General features: G+C 61.0%; 26 protein-coding genes. 5 read left to right on the top strand and 21 right to left on the bottom strand.

Features of this window, described 5'->3' with window-relative positions; all coding sequences use genetic code 11:
* Positions 1-7: 7 nt before the first annotated feature.
* The 5 genes from PMM47T1_RS18220 to PMM47T1_RS18240 form a co-directional block, all read right to left on the bottom strand.
* The gene (locus tag PMM47T1_RS18220) at positions 8-3154 is read right to left on the bottom strand and encodes a pilus assembly protein (protein ID WP_238536633.1); all 3147 of its coding nucleotides are present in this window, start codon (positions 3152-3154) and stop codon (positions 8-10) included.
* Positions 3144-3605, bottom strand: coding sequence for a pilus assembly PilX family protein (locus PMM47T1_RS18225; protein WP_008371569.1), 462 nt, complete (start codon positions 3603-3605; stop codon positions 3144-3146). Before PMM47T1_RS18225 ends, PMM47T1_RS18220 begins: the two co-directional genes overlap by 11 nt.
* 68 nt (positions 3606-3673) lie before the next feature.
* Complete coding sequence (locus PMM47T1_RS18230; protein ID WP_008371570.1) at positions 3674-4405, bottom strand: PilW family protein; 732 nt, start codon at positions 4403-4405, stop codon at positions 3674-3676.
* Complete coding sequence (pilV, locus tag PMM47T1_RS18235; RefSeq protein WP_008371571.1) at positions 4402-4899, bottom strand: type IV pilus modification protein PilV; 498 nt, start codon at positions 4897-4899, stop codon at positions 4402-4404. The genes PMM47T1_RS18230 and pilV overlap by 4 nt, the downstream gene beginning before the upstream one ends.
* Entirely contained in the window at positions 4896-5360 is a 465-nt protein-coding gene (locus tag PMM47T1_RS18240; protein WP_043301238.1) for a GspH/FimT family pseudopilin, read from the bottom strand. Before PMM47T1_RS18240 ends, pilV begins: the two co-directional genes overlap by 4 nt.
* 143 nt (positions 5361-5503) lie before the next feature.
* Here PMM47T1_RS18240 and PMM47T1_RS18245 point away from each other — a divergent pair, with 143 nt between their 5' ends.
* The gene (locus PMM47T1_RS18245) at positions 5504-6046 is read left to right on the top strand and encodes a GspH/FimT family pseudopilin (RefSeq protein WP_008371573.1); all 543 of its coding nucleotides are present in this window, start codon (positions 5504-5506) and stop codon (positions 6044-6046) included.
* Here the strand turns inward: PMM47T1_RS18245 and ispH are convergent.
* From ispH to murJ, 6 genes are all read right to left on the bottom strand, one after another.
* Entirely contained in the window at positions 6026-6970 is a 945-nt protein-coding gene (gene ispH / locus PMM47T1_RS18250; protein ID WP_008371574.1) for a 4-hydroxy-3-methylbut-2-enyl diphosphate reductase, read from the bottom strand. The genes PMM47T1_RS18245 and ispH overlap by 21 nt on opposite strands.
* Before the next feature lie 33 nt (positions 6971-7003).
* Positions 7004-7441 carry an FKBP-type peptidyl-prolyl cis-trans isomerase gene (gene fkpB, locus PMM47T1_RS18255; protein ID WP_008371575.1) on the bottom strand — a complete coding sequence of 146 codons (438 nt, stop codon included), beginning with the start codon at positions 7439-7441 and terminating at the stop codon, positions 7004-7006.
* On the bottom strand, positions 7434-7949 hold the full coding sequence (gene lspA / locus PMM47T1_RS18260; RefSeq protein ID WP_008371576.1) for a signal peptidase II: 516 nt from the start codon (positions 7947-7949) through the stop codon (positions 7434-7436). The genes fkpB and lspA overlap by 8 nt, the downstream gene beginning before the upstream one ends.
* A complete protein-coding gene (ileS, locus tag PMM47T1_RS18265; RefSeq protein ID WP_008371577.1) occupies positions 7942-10773 on the bottom strand; it encodes an isoleucine--tRNA ligase in 2832 nt (943 codons plus the stop codon). The genes lspA and ileS overlap by 8 nt, the downstream gene beginning before the upstream one ends.
* Position 10774: 1 nt before the next feature.
* Positions 10775-11728 (bottom strand): bifunctional riboflavin kinase/FAD synthetase, encoded by a 954-nt coding sequence (ribF, locus tag PMM47T1_RS18270; protein WP_008371578.1) that lies wholly within the window; start codon positions 11726-11728, stop codon positions 10775-10777.
* Between the two features lie 117 nt (positions 11729-11845).
* A complete protein-coding gene (gene murJ, locus PMM47T1_RS18275; protein ID WP_008371579.1) occupies positions 11846-13384 on the bottom strand; it encodes a murein biosynthesis integral membrane protein MurJ in 1539 nt (512 codons plus the stop codon).
* 251 nt (positions 13385-13635) lie between these two features.
* Here murJ and rpsT point away from each other — a divergent pair, with 251 nt between their 5' ends.
* Positions 13636-13911 carry a 30S ribosomal protein S20 gene (gene rpsT, locus PMM47T1_RS18280; RefSeq protein WP_008371580.1) on the top strand — a complete coding sequence of 92 codons (276 nt, stop codon included), beginning with the start codon at positions 13636-13638 and terminating at the stop codon, positions 13909-13911.
* A gap of 235 nt (positions 13912-14146) precedes the next feature.
* Here the strand turns inward: rpsT and PMM47T1_RS18285 are convergent, their stop codons facing one another.
* From PMM47T1_RS18285 to rplU, 6 genes are all read right to left on the bottom strand, one after another.
* Complete coding sequence (locus PMM47T1_RS18285; RefSeq protein ID WP_043301239.1) at positions 14147-14908, bottom strand: LuxR family transcriptional regulator; 762 nt, start codon at positions 14906-14908, stop codon at positions 14147-14149.
* Positions 14909-15387: 479 nt separating this feature from the next.
* Positions 15388-15849, bottom strand: coding sequence for a CreA family protein (locus PMM47T1_RS18290; protein ID WP_008371582.1), 462 nt, complete (start codon positions 15847-15849; stop codon positions 15388-15390).
* A 9-nt stretch (positions 15850-15858) separates the two neighbouring features.
* Positions 15859-16977: a glutamate 5-kinase gene (gene proB / locus PMM47T1_RS18295; RefSeq protein ID WP_008371584.1), complete on the bottom strand. Its 1119-nt coding sequence runs from the start codon at positions 16975-16977 to the stop codon at positions 15859-15861.
* Between the two features lie 205 nt (positions 16978-17182).
* Complete coding sequence (cgtA, locus tag PMM47T1_RS18300) at positions 17183-18406, bottom strand: Obg family GTPase CgtA (protein ID WP_008371586.1); 1224 nt, start codon at positions 18404-18406, stop codon at positions 17183-17185.
* A 185-nt stretch (positions 18407-18591) separates the two neighbouring features.
* Positions 18592-18849, bottom strand: a complete 258-nt coding sequence (rpmA, locus tag PMM47T1_RS18305) for a 50S ribosomal protein L27 (protein ID WP_008371588.1) — start codon at positions 18847-18849, stop codon at positions 18592-18594.
* A 34-nt stretch (positions 18850-18883) separates the two neighbouring features.
* Positions 18884-19198 carry a 50S ribosomal protein L21 gene (gene rplU / locus PMM47T1_RS18310; protein ID WP_007950961.1) on the bottom strand — a complete coding sequence of 105 codons (315 nt, stop codon included), beginning with the start codon at positions 19196-19198 and terminating at the stop codon, positions 18884-18886.
* A gap of 239 nt (positions 19199-19437) precedes the next feature.
* On the opposite strand from rplU, the gene PMM47T1_RS18315 reads away from it, so the two are divergent.
* From PMM47T1_RS18315 to PMM47T1_RS18325, 3 genes are all read left to right on the top strand, one after another.
* Complete coding sequence (locus PMM47T1_RS18315) at positions 19438-20406, top strand: polyprenyl synthetase family protein (protein ID WP_008371590.1); 969 nt, start codon at positions 19438-19440, stop codon at positions 20404-20406.
* A 158-nt stretch (positions 20407-20564) separates the two neighbouring features.
* On the top strand, positions 20565-20906 hold the full coding sequence (locus tag PMM47T1_RS18320; RefSeq protein WP_008371592.1) for a zinc ribbon domain-containing protein YjdM: 342 nt from the start codon (positions 20565-20567) through the stop codon (positions 20904-20906).
* Between the two features lie 138 nt (positions 20907-21044).
* Complete coding sequence (locus PMM47T1_RS18325) at positions 21045-21287, top strand: PA4570 family protein (RefSeq protein ID WP_008371594.1); 243 nt, start codon at positions 21045-21047, stop codon at positions 21285-21287.
* A 183-nt stretch (positions 21288-21470) separates the two neighbouring features.
* Here the strand turns inward: PMM47T1_RS18325 and PMM47T1_RS18330 are convergent, their stop codons facing one another.
* From PMM47T1_RS18330 to PMM47T1_RS18345, 4 genes are all read right to left on the bottom strand, one after another.
* A complete protein-coding gene (locus PMM47T1_RS18330; RefSeq protein WP_008371595.1) occupies positions 21471-22088 on the bottom strand; it encodes an FKBP-type peptidyl-prolyl cis-trans isomerase in 618 nt (205 codons plus the stop codon).
* 131 nt (positions 22089-22219) lie between these two features.
* Positions 22220-22525, bottom strand: coding sequence for a DUF6482 family protein (locus tag PMM47T1_RS18335; protein WP_008371597.1), 306 nt, complete (start codon positions 22523-22525; stop codon positions 22220-22222).
* Between the two features lie 105 nt (positions 22526-22630).
* Positions 22631-23119 carry a TIGR00645 family protein gene (locus PMM47T1_RS18340; RefSeq protein ID WP_008371599.1) on the bottom strand — a complete coding sequence of 163 codons (489 nt, stop codon included), beginning with the start codon at positions 23117-23119 and terminating at the stop codon, positions 22631-22633.
* Between the two features lie 185 nt (positions 23120-23304).
* On the bottom strand, positions 23305-23625 hold the full coding sequence (locus tag PMM47T1_RS18345) for a PA4575 family protein (RefSeq protein WP_008371601.1): 321 nt from the start codon (positions 23623-23625) through the stop codon (positions 23305-23307).
* Positions 23626-23732 lie beyond the last annotated feature (107 nt).

Genomic DNA, 23732 nt, shown 5'->3' on the forward strand with positions numbered 1-23732 from the left:
TGTTCCCTCATTGAATTTGTCGCCAAAGGATCCGCCCCAAGGTCGCCGTGCCGGTGCCCGCCTCCACCAGCTTGGTGATGGTGCCGCTCGAATCGTTGATGATTTTCACCTGGCTGTTGGTTGAAGCCACATCAATGATGCCGTTCAGGTTGGGGATGCCCGTGGAGATATAGATGCCGCTGACAATGGTGTCGCTGGAGTTGACCACCCCATCGCCATTGGTGTCGAGCACAGGGTAGCTGAGGATACTGCCGTTCAACGCGTTCAGCTCGAAGGTGTAACCCGCACCCTGGCTGGCGCAGGCGTCGGTAGTATCGACAAATGCCGAGGTGAAGATGATCCGGCTGGTCTTGTACGCCGCCTGATAGATAACCCGATGCCCCGTCAGTGAAGTACCAAATACCAACGGCAGGTACCAGCCTTTCAGCGAGGTGTAGTCCGTGGTATTGCTGGTGCTGATCACGTACCCCGCACTGTTGATGCCGGTGACGGCCTGGGACTGCAGGTTGGCGGTGGTGTAGTTGCCCGTGGTGTTGGTATCGGCGTCCCACACGGCGTAAAAGCCCTGGGCGGCGGTAGTGGTCTTGTCCGCTGTTTCATTCAGCTTGCCAGTGCCGAAATAGACCATCTTGCCGCTGGTAGCGTTGGTAATCAGCAACGGTGCGGCCGTGATTGGTTGGCTGGAGCCGCCCGGCGCGGTGAACAACGGGCTGCCCGAAAACGCCATGCCCCAACTGGCCGTGGACGTGCTGCTCAAGTCGAACTTCCACATGTGCCCCAGCAGGTCACCGCCGTAGGCCGCCTGTACAACGTTGGAGGCATTGACCTTGAGCGCTACGGTGGACAGACCGTTGCTGCCATTGCTGCTCTCGGCGACGATTTCCTTGATCAGCGCGCCGGTCGCAAGGTTGACCACGAACAAGGATGCCACGCCCTTGGTGCTGCCATAACCGTTGGCAATAAAGGCCGCCCAGGTACCGTCGGACAGTTTGGCCACCTGGGGCGTCGAGTAGGCATAACCCAAGTCAGCAAAGGGGGTGGAACTGCTGGCAGAGAAGCTGTCCGGGCGCAGCTCCCACAATGCCTTGACCACGTTGCCCAGGGTTGCGTCGTAAAGCTGGATGGCCGAGTAGGCCTTGCCGCCAGCCCCCGTACCGCTCAAGGCGAGCGTTTTCCAGCCGCTGCTGATCTGGGCGTCATACACCGCGATAGGGCCGTCATTGAGAAACGCATGAGAGTTGCCGTTGATGTAACCGGTGTCCGATACCTTGTACAGCGATGCCAGCGCCGTGGACGGCATGTAGGCATAGCTGCGCACGCCAGTGCTGGCGTTGATGACGTTGGTGAAGCCATCGTTGGCGTTGACCACCAGGCTGTTGGTCATCCCTACTGACTTCGTGGCCAGGTAGGTGGTGTAGCTTGAATCCCCTACCAGGCTCGACGCCGTCTGGTCGGTCTTGGCGGCCTGGACCAGCGGCGAATTGATGATATCGCCCAGCAACACCGTGCGGGTGCGCAGCCCGGTGATGTTGGTGCCTTTGCTCCAGTTCACCAGGTTAGTCCCGGTTATACCGGTCGGCAGGTTGGCATTCAATACGGTCTGCTGCGCCGCACCATAGTTGGCGTAGGCCATGGTGATCGGTGCGGCCGTCACCGTGTTGTAGGACTCGAAGGTTGGCGCCGTCGTGCCCACCGCCATAGTGGTGTTGGTATTCCAGCTGGCCGTGGTACTGGCCGTCCCTGTGCTACTCAGGGGAAAGGCTTCGACAATGCCGCGCCAGTCAACCGGATCGTAGAGTGTCTGGTAGTAGAACGAAGAAGACGTCAGGGTAGTGGCGCTGACCGTGCCGGAGCCGCCGGAGCCGGCCTTGGAGGTAATGTCACTCAGCGCGGAAGACAACGCGCTGGTCAGCGAGGCGTTGTCGGTGGCCAGGTAGTATTTGCCATGGCCGTAGCTGGCCGTGTCGATCAGCATCTGGTTGCTGGCGGTAAAACCGATGGCGTAGGTAAACATGTTCTGCTTGGGGAAGTCCGCCGCCCCCCAGCTCTTGCCTGTGGCGTCGGTACTGTTGGTGGCCACGGCCTTCATGTCGATGTCATAGGCAAACTTGGCAATGTCATCCAGGTACAGCGTATCCCCTTCATCATCGCCATTGAGGTTGTTGCCATCGTTGTTGATACCGTCCCAGTTGGGCAGGTTGGTCCCCCCCAACGGATCGTTCTTGGGGAAGGTGCGGTCGTAGGTGGGCAGCCCGTCGGTGATCACCACGCCAAAGTTTTTCTGACAGCGGTACTGGATGGGGCTGGTATAGGTGGATGGTGACGAGTTGTAGTACGGCGACATGCCACGCATGTAGCGGGTGATTTCGTAATAGGTTTCCGCCAGCGGCGTGTTCGAGCTTGCACTCAGCCCGCCAATGGCGTTGATCAGGGCCTGGTAGTTGGTGTTGGCCTGGGTTTGCGTCACGGTTGGCACCAGCCCGGTGGTGCCGTAGGCAGTAACAGGCTGCAAATCGCTGATTGCCTGGGTAATGTTGCCGCCCGGGCCCCGGTCGGCATTTGTCGGAGGGTTGAAGGTCGACAGGCCGATGCGCAGGTTGCGGTTCGCCGTGACCAGGGTCTTGGCCACGCTGATTGCCGTGAGCATGCGTGTGCTGCTGGTGACGGTAATTGCACTGCCGGCGTTGGACTTGCTCACCAGGTACGAAAGGTAATCCACCGGGTAACGGGTCTGACCGCTGCCACGCGGGTCGGGCAAGGTCAGGCAGGTTACTGCAGTGCTGCTGCGGTAGAAAGCGTACTGGCCACTGCTACAGGTACCCTGGCTCAAGTTGCCGACGAATACATAGTCCGCGCCCCCTCCGATCTGGCTACCCGAGGAATACCCGCAGAAAAACAGGAAGCAGGAATAACTGGCTGAATACACCGCCGGCCAGGTGAGCGTGGAGTCGAACCCCGAGTCCTCAATGATGCTGTCCATACTGCCGGAGTTGTCCACCAGCAGCATGACGTTGGGGGTTACCGCGGCAGCACTCAACAGGGGCGCGGTAATAGGCGTGAAGCCGAACGCCGGCACGCTGATGAATATCCCGAGCAGCATTCCCAGGAGCGCTTTGAGCAGGCCGCGCACCGGCCACCATCCATTACTTGCCATACACACTCTCCAGAACGGTGCGCGGATTGGTCAAAGGCGTTGCCGCGGTAAAGCCTATGGCGGTAATGCGATAGAGCGACGAGCTGGACGTGGTGTTCGGTATCGTGCCTGCCGCGGGAATGCCGAGGAACTGCACGCCATAAAACCCCGTAGTGCCCACCGCAACCCAGGCGATACCCGAAGTTCCGGTGGTGCCGGCAGCGGTCACGTTGTTGTATTCCGTGGCGGGGGGAGGCGAACAGGTCAGCGAAGTGGTGCACTGGACCAGGGTGTAGCCGGTGGCGGCCACGGCATTCTCTCCAACCCGCAATGCAGCCTCCGCGGCCTGAAAGGTGGTGTTGCGCATCTGCACGCTACCGGCCATTTTTTCCTGCAATGTGGCGTTCTGCATGGAGGAAATACCGATCATGGTGATCAGCAACAGCATCACCAGCGCAACCAGCAACACCATACCCTGTTGCCGGGCAGCGCCAGGACCTCGAAAACCAGCAAGGGGGGGGCGGGGCATCGACAAGGCTCTCATGGCAGACGGTTACGGATGGCGGCGACAACACTGAACGCCTGCGGCTTCACGCGATTGTTGGGGTCTGACAAGGTCAGGGAAATACGTACACTGAGGACGTTCGCAAGCCCCGCTGTGGTGGCGGGCGGCGTGCTGGTGTAGGAGGTAATGGCCCCGCTGCCGCCACTGATGCCAAACAGGATACTCATGGCGCTGACGTTGCTGATGAGCACGGACTGCACACCGGCAATCGTTGTCAGCAAGCGCTGGTTGGTACTGTCGTAGGTGTAGATCACCCGGCGGATCGGCATCGAGATCAATCCCGCGGTCGTTTTCGCCCCTGCGGTCACGGTAGCCGTGTTCAGCGTAGGGTCAGTCAGAATGGTCCAGGTTGGCGCGCTGCCATTGCCGCCAACATCGGCGGTGAGCAGGGTCATTACGCCTGTCGTGACAGTGCCGACCGTGGTGGCGACATAATTGAAGGGCGTGGTCGACGCGAGGGTAAAATCCAGGGCCGTGCTGTCAGGCGTTGGCACGACATAGCTGAACATCCCGGTCATGCGAATTTCCTGAACCATCTTGCTCAACACATAACGAGCATCTTCCTGCATGGCCGCCGCGGCGTTCTGGGACAGGTAAGTATTCTTGGCCGCCACGAATATCTGCGACACCCCCAGCAGAATAATCAGGCCCAAGGTCAGCGCCACCATCAGTTCGATCAAGCCAAAACCAGCCGAGTGCTTTTTCATTGGGTCACCGTGGCGTCGTTGAAGGCTCGGGAAACCAGGGTGAACGTCTGGACAGAGGTGTCGTTGGCCACCGCGCTGGCATTGATGGCGTTCAACGTTTTACCCGCGCGCGAGTCTCCCCATTTGATGGTGATGGTAATGACGTTGTTGGCAATCACGATCGAGCCGTCGGCATTATTGGTGGTGCCGCCAAGGCCCGAGGTGATATTGCCTTTGAAGTCGGACCAGTCCAAAGCCCGGGGGTCGGACGTTGCGGTGGTCGTGGTCGCTGCCATGGCCGAGGCGATGCTGTAGTTGACCAGGTTATTGGCACGGATACGGTCCAGCATGTCGTAAGCAATGAAGCTGGCCTGGGTGCGCATGGCCGAGCTGTCGGTATATTTCAGCGCATTGAGCTGGATGGCGGCAGCGCCCATCAAACCAATGGTCATGATCAGCATTGCCACCAGGACTTCGATCAGGGAAAAACCGCGTTGGAGTGGTTTGAGCTTCATGTGCACGTCCCGCTCAAGACCACCCGCCCGTTGAGGCAAACACCCAGGTTGCGGCTCACCGTTCCCTGGGTGTAGGTCAACGTCAACGCCGAAGCTGGGAACGTCAGCCCGCCCAGATTGTTGAATTCAATGTAGGCCGCCGTGGTGCTGAAGCTCAGGGCGGCTGAACTGGACATGGCGGGAATGACCCTCAAGGACGTGCCTGCACTGCTGAGCGTGATATTCAGGGCGCTGGTCCAGACGCCGGATGTGGAGGGGGTGATGCGCACGCTCAAACCGCGGTTGATGGCTTCCAGGCGCGCATAGTTGAGTGCCCGGTAGAATTCTCCGGTCTCTGTGTCCGCCCTGTTATTGGCAATGATGGTGGTATACGACGGCAGTGCAATCGCGGCCATGATGGCAAATATCGCAACCGTCACCAGCATCTCCACCATCGTGAATCCGTTACGTCTTGAATCCATCTGCCCCGCTCCCCCCGAATGCGCTGGACTATAAACCAGCAGTGCCTGCGCAAAAGCACGGCACAGGATATACGGTTGTTCCAGAGGGATCAGCGTTCATCTGTACAAAGTCGTCTCAGGTTTGCCAAGCAGGGAGCATCGGCATGCAGCAGCGCGGTTTCAGTCTCGTTCAATTGATGGTGGCGGTAACGGTAGCGGCAGTGCTGATGCACCTGGCGCTGCCCCATTATCAAGCCATGACTCAGGCTCAGCGGCGCCAGATAGCCGCCCACGAGTTGTTGACTGGGTTACGCGTGGCACGTACCGAGGCGGTACTGCGTAACCAGGACGTGGTCATTCATGCACTGGACGGCGACTGGTCCAGCGGTTGGCGGATCATTGCCGACCACAGTGGCCAGGGCGCCAGTGATGAACGCAATCCGGTGTTGCGGGTAAATCAGGGCGATCCTCGCCTGGCGGTTTACGGCAATTCGCCGGTGCGTGCGCAGGTGCGCTTTACCGCCCAAGGCTGGGCGTTACAAGACAGCGGGGCGTTTCAGGCCGGTACGGTGCATGTCTGCGACGGGCATACCGGGGAGAGTCATTACCAGGTGGTGATCGCCAAGAGCGGCCGCGTGCACCTGACAAACGAAAGGGCCACTCAGGCCCTTTGTTCAATTCAGCAATCAGATCGCCTTGACGCGTAGTTCCTTGGGCATCGAGAACGTGATGTTCTCCGGCCGCCCGTCCAGCTCTTCGGCACCGGTGGCACCCCAGGCGTGCAGCTGGTTGATCACGCCGCGCACCAGCACTTCCGGTGCCGAGGCGCCAGCGGTGATGCCGATGCGTTGCACACCGTCGAACCAGGCTTGCTGCATGTCTTCGGCGCCGTCGATGAGGTAGGCAGGGGTGGCCATGCGTTCGGCCAATTCGCGCAGGCGGTTGGAGTTGGAGCTGTTGGGGCTGCCCACTACCAGAACCACGTCGCACTCGTCGGCCAGTTGCTTGACTGCGTCCTGGCGGTTTTGCGTGGCGTAGCAGATGTCGTCCTTGCGCGGGCCACCGATGTTCGGGAAGCGGCCACGCAGGGCGTCGATGACGCGGCTGGTGTCGTCCATCGACAGCGTGGTCTGGGTCACGAAGGCCAGGTTGTCGGGGTTGCGCACCTGCAGGCTGGCCACGTCCTTCTCGTCTTCCACCAGGTAGATCGAGCCGCCATTGCTGCCGTCGTACTGGCCCATGGTGCCTTCCACTTCCGGGTGACCGGCGTGGCCAATGAGGATGCACTCACGACCGTCGCGGCTGTAGCGCGCCACTTCGATGTGCACCTTGGTCACCAGCGGGCAGGTGGCGTCGAACACTTTCAGGCCACGGCCAGCCGCTTCCTGGCGCACGGCCTGGGAAACACCGTGGGCGCTGAAGATGACGATGACGTCGTCCGGCACCTGGTCCAGTTCTTCGACGAAAATGGCACCGCGGTTGCGCAGGTCTTCCACCACGAACTTGTTGTGCACCACTTCATGACGCACATAGATCGGCGGGCCGAAGACTTCCAGGGCGCGGTTGACGATTTCGATCGCCCGGTCCACACCTGCGCAGAAGCCACGGGGGTTGGCGAGTTTGATTTGCATGCTGTGCCTCGTGCTTGCGCGCAGGGTCAGGGCTCAGAGAGCCTTGACCTCGATGATGTCCACTTCGAAGTTCAGGGTTTTGCCGGCCAGTGGGTGGTTGAAGTCGACGGTCACTTGCGCGTCGTCGAACGCCTTCACCACGCCAGGCAATTCAGTGTTGGCGGCGTCGTTGAAGATCACCAGCAGCCCTTCCGACAGCTCCATGTCCTGGAACTGGGAGCGTGGCATGATCTGCACGTTCTGTGGGTTGGGCTGACCGAAGGCATTCTCCGGCGGGACCACCACGGTGCGCTTGTCGCCGGCCTTGAAGCCGAAGATAGCGGCCTCGAAACCTGGCAGCAGGTTGCCGTCGCCCACCTTGAACACGGCCGGGGCCTTGTCGAAAGTGCTGTCGACGGTGTCGCCGTTTTCAAGGTGCAGGGCGAAGTGCAGGGTCACTTCGGTATTTTGAGCGATACGCTGCTCAGTCATTGACCGCTTCTCCGGTTTTCTTGCTCTTGAACATGTCCAGGGCCAGCATCACGGCGCCCACGGTAATGGCGCTGTCGGCCAGGTTGAACGCCGGGAAGTACCAGCGGTTCTGCCAGTGCACCAGCACGAAATCGATCACGTGGCCCAGTGCAATGCGGTCGTACAGGTTGCCCAGCGCGCCGCCCAGTACCAGCACCAGCGCCACGGCCAGCCAGTTTTCGTTGCGGCCCAGGCGCTTGAGCCACACCAGCAGCACGGCGCTGACCACCACGGCGATCAGGGCGAACAGCCAGCGTTGCCAGCCGGAGCTGTCAGCCAGGAAGCTGAAGGCGGCGCCGGTGTTGTAGGCCAGTGTCCAGCTGAAGTAGTCGGGGATGACCACCATCTGCTGGTACAGGCTGAGGTTGCTCTGGAAGTAGAACTTGCTGACCTGGTCGAGGACCAGGACCAGCACGCTCAACCAGACCCAACCCAGGCGCCCGAAGCGCCCGGTATCGGCCTTAGGCATAGTGACGCACCTCGCCTGCACCGCTGATGTTGTCGGCGCAACGACCGCAGATTTCCGGATGCTCGGCGTTCACGCCGATGTCATCGCTGAAATGCCAGCAGCGGGCGCACTTGGTGTAGCCGGACTTGACCACTTTCAGTTTCAGGCCTTCCACTTCGGTGACCACTGCGTCGGCTGGGGCATCGACAAATGGCGCCACGGTGGCCTTGGACGTGATAAGCACAAAGCGCAGTTCGTTGCCCAGCTTGGTCAGGTCGGCGCTGACGGCTTCGTCGGCGTACAGGGTGACTTCGGCCTGCAGGTTGCCACCGATGGCTTTCGCCGCACGCTGGTTCTCCAGTTCCTTGTTGACCGCGGTTTTCACCGCCATCACGCCTTCCCAGTATTCGCGACCCAGCTCGAAGCCTTCCGGCAGTTCGGTGAGGCCCTGGTACCAGGTGTTGAGCATGACCGACTCGTTGCGTTCGCCCGGCAGGTACTGCCACAGCTCGTCGGCAGTGAAGGCCAGGATCGGTGCGATCCAGCGCACCAGCGCTTCGGAGATGTGGAACAGCGCGGTCTGGCACGAACGGCGTGCGGTGCTGTTGGCGCCGGTGGTGTACTGGCGGTCCTTGATGATGTCCAGGTAGAAACCACCCAGCTCCTGCACGCAGAAGTTGTGGACCTTGGAGTACACGTTCCAGAAGCGGTATTCGCCGTAGTGCTCTTCCAGCTCGCGCTGCAGCAACAGGGCGCGGTCCACGGCCCAGCGGTCCAGGGCGATCATTTCATCGGCTGGCAGCAGGTCGGTGGCCGGGTTGAAGCCCGACAGGTTCGACAGCAGGAAGCGCGCGGTGTTACGGATACGGCGGTAGGCATCGGCGCTGCGCTGCAGGATGGTGTCCGACACGGCCATTTCGCCCGAGTAGTCGGTGGCCGAAACCCACAGGCGCATGATGTCGGCGCCCAGGGTGTCGTTGACCTTCTGCGGGGCGATGACGTTGCCTAGCGACTTGGACATCTTGCGGCCGTTCTCGTCCACGGTGAAACCGTGGGTCAGCAGCTCGCGGTACGGCGCGTGGTTGTCGATGGCGCATCCGGTCAGCAACGACGAGTGGAACCAGCCGCGGTGCTGGTCGCTACCTTCCAAGTACAGGTCGGCGCGCGGGCCGGTCTCGTGGCCCATGGGGTGCGAACCACGCAGCACGTGCCAGTGGGTGGTGCCGGAGTCGAACCACACGTCCAGGGTGTCGCTGATCTTGTCGTACTGATCAGCCTCGGCGCCCAACAGTTCGGTGGCGTCCAGCTTGAACCAGGCTTCGATGCCCTCGACTTCAACGCGCTTGGCAACGATTTCCATCAGTTCGACGGTACGTGGGTGCAGCTCGCCGCTTGCCTTGTTCAGGAAGAACGGGATTGGCACGCCCCAGTTGCGCTGACGCGAGATGCACCAGTCGGGACGGTTGGCGATCATGGAGTGCAGGCGCGCCTGGCCCCAGGTGGGGACGAACTTGGTCTCTTCGATGGCTTTCACCGCGCGGTTGCGCAGGGTGGCGCCTTCGGTGGGCTGCTTGTCCATGCCCACGAACCACTGCGCGGTGGCGCGGTAGATCAGTGGCGACTTGTGGCGCCAGCAGTGCATGTAGCTGTGGGTGATGGCCTGGGTATTCAACAGCGCGCCGACTTCAGCCAGTTTGGCGATGATGTTGGCGTTGGCCTTGAAGATGAACTGGCCACCGAAGAACTCCAGATTCTCGGCGTAGACACCGTTGCTTTGCACCGGGGTCAGGATCTCATCGTTGGTCATGCCGTTGCGCTTGCAGCTGACGAAGTCGTCTTCGCCATAGGCAGGCGCCGAGTGGACCACGCCGGTACCGGCGCTCAGCTCTACATAGTCAGCCAGGTAGACCGGCGAAGTACGGTGGTAGAACGGGTGCTGGAAGTGGATATGTTCCAAGGCCGCGCCCTTGGCGGTGGCGATGACGTTGCCGGTCAGCTCGTAGCGCGACAGGCACGACTCCACCAGTTCCTCGGCCAGCAGCAGCAAGCGATCACCGACGTCCACCAGGGCGTAGGTAAACTCAGGGTGCACGTTGAGGGCCTGGTTGGCCGGGATGGTCCACGGGGTGGTGGTCCAGATGACGATGGCGGCGGTCTTTTCCAGGCCCGGCAAGCCGAAGGCATCGGCCAGGCTCTGCTGGTCGGCGACATTGAAGGCCACGTCGATGGTGTCGGACTTCTTGTCCTGGTATTCGACCTCGGCCTCGGCCAGGGCCGAACCGCAGTCAAAGCACCAGTTCACCGGCTTGAGGCCCTTGAACACGAAGCCGCCCTTGACCATTTCCGCCAAGGCACGGATTTCACCGGCCTCGTTGGTGAAATTCATGGTTTTGTAGGGGTTGGCCCAGTCACCCAGCACGCCCAGGCGAATGAATTCGGCCTTCTGGCCTTCGATCTGCTCGGTGGCGTAGGCGCGGCACAGTTCGCGGGTCTTGTCGGCGCCCAGGTTCTTGCCGTGGGTGACTTCGACCTTGTGTTCGATGGGCAGGCCATGGCAGTCCCAGCCCGGCACGTACGGCGCATCGAAGCCGGCCAGGGTTTTGGAACGGATGATCATGTCCTTGAGGATCTTGTTGACCGCATGACCGATGTGAATACTGCCGTTGGCGTACGGAGGACCGTCGTGCAGCACGAACTTGGGACGGTCCTTGCCAATTTCACGCAGCTTCTGGTACAGGCCAATGCTGTCCCAGCGCTGCAGAGTTTGCGGCTCGCGCTGGGGCAGGCCGGCCTTCATTGGGAAGGCGGTGTCCGGAAGGTTTAGCGTGGCTTTGTAGTCGGTCATTTCAGGCTCTTGGGTTAGCAGTTGGCCGATGCTCAAGGGCATAGGCTCGGGCGGCGGCGACATCCGCATCGATCGCCGACTTCAGCGCCTCAAGGGAGGCGAAACGCTGCTCATCACGCAGCTTGTGGTGGAACACCACCGTCAAACGCCGGCCATAAAGGTCACCGGCAAAGTCCAGCAAATGTACTTCCAGGTGGGCACTGCCATCACCTGCAACGGTTGGCCGCACGCCTATGTTGGCGACTCCCGGCCATAGTGTGCCATCGATTTCAGCGCTCACCTGGTACACCCCGGTGAACGGCACGCGACGGCGCTTGAGCTGCACGTTGGCGGTTGGCCACCCCAGTTGGCGGGCCAGCTTCTGGCCGTGCAGCACCCGCCCGGCAATGCGGTACGGGCGGCCGAGCAATTGCTCGGCCAAGGAAAAATCGGCGGCGGCGAGGGCCTTGCGCACTTGCGTGCTGCTGACCCGCACGCCGTCAAGTTCGACGGTTTGCGCCGCCTCCACGGTGAAACCCTGGACCACGCCGGCCTGCATGAGGAAATCGAAATCCCCCAGGCGGTCGCAGCCGAAGCGAAAATCATCGCCTACTTCCAGGTGCTGCACACCCAGGCCATCGACCAATATGGTGTCGACGAACTCGGCGGCGCTGAGCTTGCACAGGCGCTGGTTGAAGGCCAGGCACAGCACCCGGTCCACGCCCTCCTCGGCCAGCAGCGCGAGCTTGTCGCGCAGGCGCGCCAGGCGCGCGGGGGCCGTTTCGGGGGCAAAGTACTCGCGCGGCTGGGGCTCGAAAATCACCACGCAGCTGGGCACGCCCAACTCCCGGGCACGCTCGCGCAGCCGCGCCAGGATAGCCTGGTGGCCACGGTGAACACCGTCAAAGTTGCCAATAGTGGCGACACAGCCCCGATGTTGGGGCCGCAGGTTGTGGAGGCCTCGAACCAGCTGCATAACGCGCTTCTTGCTCATAAAGTGGCCGATTATAACCACACACGGGCGCTGGCGACAGGCGCCACCTCCATGTGCGGGGCAGGAAACCGGAAAACCGACGTTTGACGTGCCGCCGGGTCAGGCCAACCCTCGACGGGCAAAATCCCGCAACCGGAAGCCGAACGCGAACAACACACCGAAATACACTACCACGCCTGTCAATACCAAAGCGCCCAGGCGCAGGAATCGGGCCAGCATCTGCCCCTCGGACCAGGCCGGCATGAAGTGCATCATGCCCAGCAACACCGCTGCCATGACGATGACAGCCAGCAACAGCTTGATAAAGAATTTCATCCAGCCCGGCTGCGGCTGGAACATGTCCTGTTTGCGCAGTTGCCAGTACAGCAGCCCGGCATTCAGGCAGGCACCGCCGCTGATGGCCAGGGCCAGGCCGGCATGGGCCAGCGAGCCGATGAACGCCAGGTTCATCAATTGCGTGGCGGCCAAGGTGAAGATCGCAATCTTCACCGGCGTGCGAATGTTCTGCTGCGCATAAAAGCCAGGCGCCAATACCTTGATCAGGATGATGCCCAGCAGGCCCACCGCGTAGGCAATCAGCGCACGCTGGGTCATGGCGGCATCGAAGGCGCCGAACTTGCCGTACTGGAACAGCGCCACGGTGAGCGGCTCGGCCAGCAGCGCCAGGGCCACGGCGCACGGCAGCACCAGGATGAAACACAGGCGCAAGCCCCAATCGAGGATGCGCGAGTACTCGTGGCGGTCTTTATTGGCATAGGTCTTGGCCAGGGTGGGCAACAGGATGGTGCCCAGGGCCACACCCAGCACGCCGGACGGCAGTTCCATCAGGCGGTCGGCGTAATACATCCACGACACCGACCCCGCCGCCAGGTAGGAGGCGAAGATAGTGTTGATGATCAGCGAAATCTGGCTCACCGACACGCCCAGGATGGCCGGGCCCATCTGCTTCATTACCCGCAGCGCGCCGGTGTCGCGCCAACTGAAACGCGGCAGCACCAGCATGCCGATCTTTTTCAGGTGCGGCAGTTGGTACAACAGTTGCGCCAGGCCACCGGCCAGCACGCCCCAGGCCAGCACCATGATGGGCGGGTGAAAATAGGGCGTAAGGAACAATGCGAAAAGAATCTGGGCAACGTTAAGCAGCGTTGGCGTGAAAGCCGGCACCGAAAAGCGATTCCAGGTATTGAGGATCGCGCCCACAAAGGAAGACAGCGAAATCAGCAATATGTAGGGAAAGGTCACCCGCAACAGATCAGCGGTGAGCTGAAATTTTTCCGGCGTGTCGGCAAACCCCGGCGCGGTGGCCCAGATGACGAACGGTGCGGCGATCATTCCCGCCACCGTCACCAGCGCCAATATGAGCGTCAACATGCCGGCCACGTAGGCGATAAAGGTGCGCGTGGCTTCCTCGCCCTGCTGGTTCTTGTATTCGGCCAGGATAGGCACGAAAGCCTGTGAGAATGCGCCTTCAGCGAAGATTCGGCGCAGCAGGTTAGGCAGCTTGAAGGCAATGAAAAAGGCATCGGTGGCCATGCCGGCGCCGAAGATACGGGCGATCAGGGTATCGCGCACGAAGCCCAGTACTCGCGAGATCATGGTGATGGAACTGACCGCGAACAGCGACTTGAGAAGATTCATCGAAAGATTTTTCTGCCTTCTGGACAAAGAGCAGCGCGAGAATGCGCGCAACTGTGCGATACTCCGCGCCGCATCAGCAGGCAGAGCCAAAACTCGCGAGTTTACAGGTCATGCGACAGAAGTGAATCATCACTTTCGAGAGTGACCACTCAGCGGAACGTCTCACGCACCCTTGACAAGAGATTCAGTCATCGGCATGATTCGCGGCCTATTTTGTTTGCTATTTAAAAAGTCTTTCGAGGAGCTCGACGGTGGCCAACTCACCTTCCGCCAAAAAACGTGCAAAACAGGCTGAGAAGCGTCGCAGCCACAACGCCAGCCTGCGTTCCATGGTCCGCACCTACATCAAGAATGTAGTCAAAGCCATTGACGCAAAAGACGCCGAAAAAGCACAAGCTGCTTACGTTCTGGCCGTGCCAGTCATCGACCGTATGGCCGATAAAGGCATCATCCACAAGAACAAGGCTGCTCGCCATAAAGGCCGTCTGAATGGCCACATCAAAGCACTGGCTCAGGCTGCCGCCTAAGCTTAATGCTTGATGTAACAAAAACCGACCTCAGGGTCGGTTTTTTGTTGCCCGTAGAAAAGCCATTTCGGCACACCACTCGACATAGCCTTCAGCATCTACCTGCCCCCCCCCTCTAGCTGCCGCCAGGCTGCGAAGGCGCGCACAGCGTGCCCGCGATCGATATGGCACCGCCGCAGGCCCTGCGGACCTTTTTCGCAGCCTTGCGGCAGCTCCCGGGGGGCTATATCACGAGCTAGAACGAGATCAGGCCCTGGGACACGGCGATGCCGATAGCGTGCCCGCGGTTGGTGGAGCCCAGCTTGTGGCCGGCGTTGGCGATATGGAAGTCCACCGTGCGCTCGGCACAACCCACGATGCGACCTATCTCCCAACTGGTCTTGCCCATGCTTGCCCAGCCCAGGCATTCAGCCTCCTTGAGCGTCAGGCACGACTCGGGCGCCTGCTCGATTGCCATGCGCCGCTGCAGACCCTCGATAAGGTAGGGCACCAGCATGAACAGCAACCCCAGATCTTCATCACCGCCGGACTGCGCCACCCCTCCTTCTGCCGAATGCGCGACGCTCAGCGAGCCCACCAGCGTCTTTCCGCGCAACGGAATACTCACCCCACCGCGCAAGCCGTGCACCCCCAGAGCCTCCCAGTAATCCTTCGAGCGGCCGCGCGCCCGACGCTGGGCACGCTCCCAGAATAATGGCTTCAGATGCTGGCGACAGTGGCGGGCAACAGGATCCAGTTCCTGATACCCCTCCCGCTCATAATGCTCCAGCCAACTTCTGGGATAGTTGGTAAGCGGGCGAACCACCTCAGCCCCCTTGATCAACGCGCCAAATGACACCGAATAATAACGAAAGCTCATGCGCGTCAATATACGACGCAGCCGCAACTCCCAACCTCGCTGATGCGCACGCCCCGCCAATAAGGAGAATTCCGCCAACAATGAACTTTCCATCAGCCGAGCACTATCAACCGTCCGATACAAGATCCGGCTTTCCATAACATTCCCGCATTCGATAAACACTTCAACTTATACAAGAAGGACAGCGCTACCCTCCTCCCTGACGGAGCCCACCATGGCGGGCCCGCCGTCGCGCCGGCGTGCGACCGGCGGGACACTACGCAGGCAGGCAAAACGTGTCAATGCACCGAAACACTTTGGCAGAACCCATCAAAACGATGCCATGCCCCACAATCAAGAAGCACCGCGGCGTGTCGCAAGCAGCCAACTTCAAGGCGTGCGCCATGCTTTATGAGTGGTTACTTGCCGTCACAAAAACACCGACACATAACAGCCCGAAAAAAGGCCGACAACTGTACTTTCCCCAAGGAAGCAAACTCCCTTGAACATCAACACCCTCAGTTAATGCCCTGTGTGGGTAGAGGGAATAACACCCAATGCAATTAAAACGACAAATAGCGCGCACAAAAAAAGGCGAGCCCAGCTCGCCTTTTTTTCAATCAAACACTCTTCCCGTTTTACGACTGAGGCCAGGGCAGAATCGGAATAGCCGTGACCGCATTCTGCGGGCTGCCTTCGATCACCCGGTCGCTGTACACCAGGTACACCAGGGTGTTGCGCTTCTTGTCGAAGAAGCGCACCACCTGCATGGTCTTGAACACCAGCGAGGTGCGCTCCTTGAACACCTCCTCGCCGTCCTTGAGGTCATCCGGCAAGTGGATGGGACCCACCTGGCGACAGGCAATCGACGCCTCGGCGCGATCTTCGGCCAGCCCCAGGCCACCCTTGATGCCGCCCGTCTTGGCGCGCGACAGGTAGCAGGTCACACCGGGCACCTTGGGATCGTCGAACGCCTCGACCACAATGCGGTCGTTGGGGCCGACGAACTTGAACACCGTCGACACCTGGCCGATTTCCTCGGCCGAAGCCAGCAGCGGCAAGGCCAACAGCAGGCCCAGCATTCCCTTGATCACGCGCATGGATAGTCCTCAGACCAGAATGAGATTGTCCCGATGTACCAGTTCAGGCTCAGCAATGTAACCCAGCAGACGCTCGATGACCTCGGACGACTGGCCGATGATCTTCTGCGCCTCGGCCGCACTGTAGTTGGCCAGGCCACGGGCGACTTCACGCCCATCGGGCGCCACGCACACGACCATCTCGCCGCGACGGAAGCCGCCTTGCACACCCTTGACCCCGACCGGCAACAGGCTCTTGTGACCCTCCAGGAGCGCCTGTACGGCACCGGCGTCCAGGGTCAGGGTGCCTCGGGTTTGCAGGTGGCCCGCCAGCCACTGCTTGCGCGCCGCCAGCATGCCGCGCTCAGGCGACAGCAAGGTGCCCAGGCGCTCACCAGCTTTGAGGCGGTCCAGCACGCGCTCCAGGCGCCCACCGACGATAATGGTGTGCGCACCCGAACGCGCCGCCAGGCGTGCCGCACGCAGCTTGGTCTGCATGCCGCCACGCCCCAGGGCACCGCCGGTGCCGCCGGCAACGGCGTCCAGCGCCGGATCATCGGCACGAGCCTCGTAGATCAACTGGGCATCGGGGTTGTTGCGCGGGTCGGCGTCGAACATGCCGTCGCGATCGGTGAGGATCACCAGCAGGTCGGCTTCCACCAGGTTGGCCACCAGCGCGGCCAGGGTGTCGTTGTCGCCAAAGCGAATCTCGTCAGTGACCACGGTGTCGTTTTCGTTGATCACCGGGATAACCCCCAACTGCACCAGCGTGCGCAGGGTGCTGCGGGCGTTCAGGTAGCGCTTGCGGTCCGACAGGTCGTCATGGGTCAGCAGGATCTGCGCCGTGTGCCGGCCGTGCTCGGCAAAGCTCGACTCCCAGGCCTGCACCAGGCCCATCTGGCCGATGGCGGCAGCAGCTTGCAGCTCATGCATGCCGCTGGGTCGCCTGGCCCAGCCCAGACGGCTCATACCGGCCGCCACGGCACCCGAGGACACCAGCACCAGCTCGACACCCGCCTCATGCAGGGCCACCATCTGCTCGACCCACACGCCCATGGCGGCGCGATCCAGGCCCTTGCCGTCAGCTGTCAGCAACGCACTGCCGATTTTCACGACCCAGCGCTGCGCGCCCGTCACCTTGCTCCGCATGTTCATCCAACCTATGCCCGGGAGAAATTATTCGTAGAAACCAAAACGCCGCTCCCTGGGGAGCGGCGCTGTAGTTTACTACGGGTCCAGCATCAAGCGGTGCGCCAGTTACCACCTCTTCGCGGGCACAGCCCGCCCCCACAGAAGCCGAGACACACCTCGCCCTTGTGGGAGCGGGCCCTGCCCGCGAAAAGAGCGACGCAGATCAGTCGCGCACGTAGATGATTTCCGGACCGTCTTCAGCGTCCTCTTCATCCCAGAAGTTGTCATCCTCGCCAATGTCGTGGACGCTTTTCACGCCCGTGCGACGCAGGGTACGAGCATCGTCCAGCGCTTGCAGCTGGGCGCGCGCCTCGTCTTCGATGCGCTGGTCCAGGTCACGCAACTCTTCGGCATACGCCGGGTCGTTGGCCAGGCGGTCAGCACGATCTTCCAGGTAGCGCATCAGGTCGCGCGTGAGGCGCTCGGTGCCGTCTTTGGCGATGGCCGAGATCACGTAGACCGGACCTTCCCACTCCAGACGGTCAACGATTTCCTTGACGCGCTCTTCGTGCTCTTCTTCCAGGATCTGGTCACACTTGTTCAGCACCAGCCAGCGCTCGCGCTCGGCCAGCGACGGGCTGAACTTGGTCAGCTCGTTGACGATGACTTCAGCCGCGTCGGCAGCATTGGTTTCGTCCAGCGGCGCCATGTCCACCAGGTGCAGTAGCACGCGGGTACGAGCCAAGTGCTTGAGGAAGCGGATACCCAGGCCAGCACCGTCGGAAGCGCCTTCGATCAAGCCCGGAATGTCGGCGATGACGAAGCTCTTCCAACGGTCGACGCTGACCACGCCCAGGTTTGGCACCAGGGTGGTGAACGGGTAATCGGCGACTTTCGGCTTGGCGGCCGATACCGAGCGAATGAAGGTGCTCTTGCCCGCGTTCGGCAAGCCCAGCAGGCCTACGTCGGCCAGCACTTTCATTTCCAGCTTCAGGTCACGCTGCTCGCCCGGCTTGCCTGGCGTGGTCTGGCGTGGCGCACGGTTGGTGCTGGACTTGAAGCGAGTGTTGCCCAGGCCGTGCCAGCCGCCATGGGCGACCAGCAAACGCTGACCGGCCTTGACCAGGTCACCGATGACTTCCTGGGTAGCGGCGTCGATCACCGTGGTGCCGACCGGCACGCGCAGCTCCAGCTCTTCACCTTTCTTGCCGGTGCAGTCAGTGCTGCCGCCGTTCGAACCGCGCTCGGCGTCGAAGTGACGGGTGTAACGGTAGTCCACCAAGGTGTTCAGGTTTTCGTCGGCGACCATGTAGATCGAACCGCCGTCACCGCCGTCACCGCCGTTGGGGCCACCGTTCTCGATGAATTTTTCCCGGCGGAAGCTCATGCAGCCATTGCCGCCGTCGCCTGCTTTTACCCGGATGGATACTTCGTCAACAAATTTCATGAAAAACGCCTCTCGCCTTACGGACGAGCCAAAAAAAGCAAAGACATAAGGCTCTTGCAAAAATGAGCGCGGCGGACCCCATCAACGATACTCGCGCCAGCGGCCCATGCAAACCTTTGCAAGAGACTCACCCCACAAACGAAAAAGCCCCGTCGCGAGACAGGGCTTTCCAAGCGAACTCGCGATTAGGCCGCGACTACGCTCACGTAACGACGACCGAAGGCGCCCTTTACTTCAAACTTGATCACGCCGGCCACTTTAGCGAACAGAGTGTGATCTTTACCCATGCCTACACCGTAACCGGCGTGGAATTGGGTACCGCGCTGACGCACGATGATGTTGCCTGGGATGATAGCCTGGCCGCCATACATCTTCACGCCAAGGCGTTTGGCTTCTGAGTCGCGACCGTTACGGGTACTACCACCAGCTTTTTTGTGTGCCATGAGTCAATTCTCCTAGTGAGGAATTAGGCTGAAATTAAGCCTGAATACCGGTGATTTTGATCTCGGTGTACCACTGGCGGTGGCCCATACGCTTCATGTGGTGCTTACGACGACGGAACTTGATGATACGAACCTTGTCGTGACGACCTTGGGAGATCACTTCAGCCACAACGGTAGCGCCAGCAACAACTGGAGCGCCGATGTTGACGTCGTCGCCATTGGCGACCAGCAGAACGCGATCAAAGGTAACGGATTCGCCAGTGGCGACTTCCAGTTTTTCGATCTTCAGGTATTCACCCGGGGCGACTTTGTACTGCTTGCCACCGGTAACAATTACTGCGTAAGACATGGTATTTCTCCGATAATCCTGCTCACCCAGCTCTTTATAAGTAGAGTGTCGGCTGGCATGGCTGCATGGGGTGGAACGACCCAAATGCAATTGCGTAAGGCAGGTGCTGCCCAGGAAGTTCAGGGTGCGCGATTGTACGCAAGCCCTGCGCACCTTGCAATAGGCCGTCCATCGCGCCTTGACAGGGCTGGACCTGAGACCTAGCATGCCGCGCATCCCTTCTGGAGCACCTGTCGCTGATGCAACCCCAAGCTTTCTACCGCGCGGTGGCGGACGATTTCAACGCCGTCGACGTCATCATCAAGAAGCAACTGACTTCGCGCGTACCGCTGGTGTCGAAAATCGGTGACTACATCACGTCGGCCGGGGGCAAGCGCCTGCGTCCTCTATTGGTGCTGCTGTGCGGCAAGGCCCTGGGCCGCGAAGGCGACGAACTGCGCCTGCTGGCCGCCACCATCGAATTCCTGCACACCGCCACCCTGCTGCACGACGACGTGGTCGACATGTCGGGCATGCGCCGTGGCCGTTCCACTGCCAACGCGATGTGGGGCAACGCCCCCAGCGTACTGGTGGGCGACTTCCTGTACTCGCGCTCGTTCGAAATGATGGTGGAACTGGGCTCGATGCCGGTCATGCGCATCCTGTCCCAGGCTACGCGCGTGATCGCCGAGGGCGAAGTACTGCAGCTGTCCAAGGTACGCGACGCCAGCACCACCGAAGAAGTCTACATGGAAGTCATCCGCGGCAAAACCGCGATGCTTTTCGAGGCCTCCACCCACAGCGCCGCGGCCCTGGCCGAAGCCACGCCAGAGCAGGCTGAAGCCCTGCGCACCTTTGGTGACCACCTGGGCGTGGCCTTCCAACTGGTGGACGACCTGCTGGACTACAAGGGCGACGCCGAGACCCTGGGCAAGAACGTGGGTGACGACTTGGCTGAAGGCAAGCCGACCCTGCCGCTGATCTACACCATGCGCGAAGGCACCGCCGAGCAGGCTGCCCTGGTGCGCAAGGCCATTCAGAAAGGCGGCATCGAGGACCTGGAAAGCATCCGCGCTGCCGTGGAAAGCTCTGGCTCACTGGACTACACCGCCAACCTGGCGCGTGACTACGTCAAGCGCGCCATCGCCTGCCTGGACGCCCTGCCGCCAAGCGAATACCGCGATGCGCTGGTTGAACTCAGCGAATTCGCCGTAGCCCGAACGCACTGATACCGCGTCGCTCCATTCGCGAGCACGGCCCCTCCTACAGGACAGCGCAACCCTGCAGGAGCGGGCCGTGCCCGCGAAAGCCTCCCCGCAACTCCCCCTCCGGGCTAAAAACCCTATACAATGCGCGCCTTTATTTTCCCGCCCCACGAGGAACCCGCGTGAGCACTCTGCCTGCCTGCCCCAAATGCAATTCCGAATACACCTACGAGGACGGCACCCAACTGGTGTGCCCGGAATGCGCCCACGAGTGGTCGGCCAGCGGCGAAGCCGAAGCGGCCAGCAATGACGCCGTGAAGAAGGACTCGGTAGGCAACGTGCTGCAGGACGGCGACACCATCACTGTGATCAAGGACCTCAAGGTCAAGGGCACTTCATTGGTGGTGAAGGTGGGCACCAAGGTAAAAAATATCCGCCTGTGCGACGGCGATCACGATATCGACTGCAAGATCGACGGCATCGGCCCGATGAAACTGAAGTCCGAATTCGTCCGCAAAGTCTGACCCGACGAACGGTTGCGAGGCTGCCCGCTGCGGCCTCCGCCCCACTCTCTTCGTACGCCCGCAAAAATACCGCCAATAGATCCTTGCTATTATTTGAATAAGAATTATTCTCATTGAACGCTTTCAAGGAGAACTATCATGACTTATCTCATCGACGCTTGGCTGGATCGTCCACACCCTTACCTGCGCATCCTGCACCGGGAAACGGGCGAAGTGTGTGCGGTGTTGGAAGAAGAAGCCCTGGATGAACTGCGCGACCAAGGCGACCTGGACCTCACGGGGCTGAACTCCAGCGAGCCGATCGTGCTCAAGGAGCTGGTGCGAAACCTGTTTCTGTTCTGCTATGCCCGAGCGTTGCGCCCGGTAAGCAGCCTGCATTGAACCTGAACAAGCCCCTTGTGGGAGATTCTATGGTTCTTGGCAAGCTTTTGACGTTGTGGGAGCGGGTTCTACCCGCGAAAAATCACCGCGCAGTGTCTGAATCACCGCAGCCGATTCTTCGCGAGTAGAACCCGCCCCAACAGAAGACAATTGACCCCACAGAATGGGCCAATTGCCTAGTACTTACAGTACGTCCAGCAGCTCTACGTCGAACACCAGCACGCTGTGCGGCGGGATGCTGCCAACGCCCTGGGCACCGTAGGCCAGTTCGCTAGGCACGTACAGGCGCCATTTGCTGCCGGCGTTCATCAGTTGCAGCGCTTCAGTCCAGCCAGCGATCACGCCGCCAACAGGGAATTCCGCCGGTTGCCCACGCTCGTAGGAGCTGTCGAACACGGTGCCGTCGATCAGGGTACCGTGGTAGTGGGTACGCACGCTGTCTTCGCGCGACGGCTTGGCGCCTTCGCCAGCGCTCAGCACTTCGAACTGCAGGCCCGAAGCCAGGGTGGTGATACCATCACGCTTGGCGTTTTCAGCCAGGAACGCCAGGCCAGCGCCAGCGGCCGCTTCGGCCTTGGCAGCCGCTTCGGCTTGCATCACTTCACGGATAACCTTGAAGCTGGCAGACAGGTCTTCCTGGCTGACACGGCTTGGCAGGCCATTGAAGGCGTCGGTCAGGCCGGACAGGATAGCGTCCAGGCTGACGCCCGGCGGAGGGTTGTCACGCAGCTGGTCACCCAGCTGACGGCCAATGCCGTAGCTGACGCGGGTTTCGTCGGTGGACAGGTTTACTTCGGACATCTTTGTGCTCCGCTGCAGGGCCCGGCAGCGGGCAACCATGACGTCACCTGCCTCCCCGGGCCCAAACCAAAAGGGCAAGCAGACTAGCACACTGAAGGTGCCAGTTCAGCCTGCCAGCCTTGCAGGCTGTGTCAGTGGCGCGAGCGGAAGGAGATAGGCACGCGCAGGTCCTCTTCGGCACTGTCGCCCAGGCCGCACATCTCGTCGTGTACCGAGCCGTGGATCAGGTGAAAGGGCATGACCGGCAACGCATGCAGCAGGTCGCGGGCATGCTCCACCGAGCGCAGATGCATGGCGTGCCCGGTGGCGTCGTTCAAGGGGTGGCCCTTGCCGTGCATGCGGGCCTCCAGCAGGTAGATTCCACCTTCGAGCGAAATCAGGTTGAGCTCGTCGATCAGGCCGGCATTGGCGTGGGTGGTCAGTTCCTGAAAATTCATGACTGCACCTCAATGTATTCGAAATGAATAGCGCCGCTCATTTTTCGTACAGCCGTGCGCAAAGCACAAGGCGGGCGCCACACCGCCTGTCCGATAGCCGAGAAATCAGTGCTTGGTGAGCTTGTCGAGGTAACCCATGGCGAACGCCGAGATCACGAACGTCATGTGGATGATCACGTACCACTTCAAGTACTCGGGCTCGATGTTGCGCGCGTCCATGAACATGCGCAGCAGGTGGATCGAGGAGATGGCCACGATCGATGCCGCGACCTTCATTTTCAGCGAGCTGGAATCCATCTTGCCCAGCCAGCTGAGTTTTTCCTGGCCTTCGTCCACGTCCAGTTGCGAGACGAAGTTCTCATAGCCCGAGAGCATCACCATCACCAGCAAGCCCCCCACCAGCGCCATGTCGATCATCGACAGCAGCACCAGGATGAGGTCGGCCTCGCCCATGGAGAACACGTTGGGAATGACGTGGAAGACTTCCTGGAAGAACTTCAGCGCCAGCGCCAGCAAGCCCAGGGACAGGCCCACGTAGATAGGCGCCAGCAGCCAGCGCGAGGCGTACATGGTTTTTTCGATAAAGCGTTCCATTGAAAACGGCACCTGGGCGGTAAAATCGGGGCGCCGATTATACCTGCGCAAATGCCATTCCCGCCCCCCCTGCGACCTGTAGCCGCGTGGGAGCGGGCTCTGCCCGCGAAAGGGCCACTGCAGTTCGTCAGGCGGATCGCATTAGCCTTTTCGCGGGCAGAGCCCACTCCCACAACCAATAGTGGTCAGGAGGAACAGCGGTGACATCGCTCACCATTGATCTTGCGCAACTGCGCCTGCAAATGCAGCGACCAGATCTGCGGGTCTCCCGCTACCTGGTAACCATGCAGGGTCAGGCTGTCGACAATGGCATCCATCACTGATTCAGCCACGGTGGACCCTGGGAAAGGCCCCTGGGACTTGATGGCGGAAGGTTGTTCGCCGGCCATGCCAGCGGCAAAAAGTAGCGTCCACATCCCGGTATCACCGGCCAGTGGGCGTATGCTGCATTCGATTCGGGTCACCAGACCCAGGCATTGGCGAGTAAGGCTGAGGTTGCGCGGCATGGCGTCGCTCCTCGGTAAAGCTTTTGCTTCAACCTTCAGGGGAAGGCTGTTTCAATCCTGCGACCCGTGGCTATCCTTGCCCTGAGGATAGAAGAAAACCGCCGCTG

This window comes from Pseudomonas sp. M47T1 (assembly GCF_000263855.1).
Lineage (GTDB): Bacteria > Pseudomonadota > Gammaproteobacteria > Pseudomonadales > Pseudomonadaceae > Aquipseudomonas.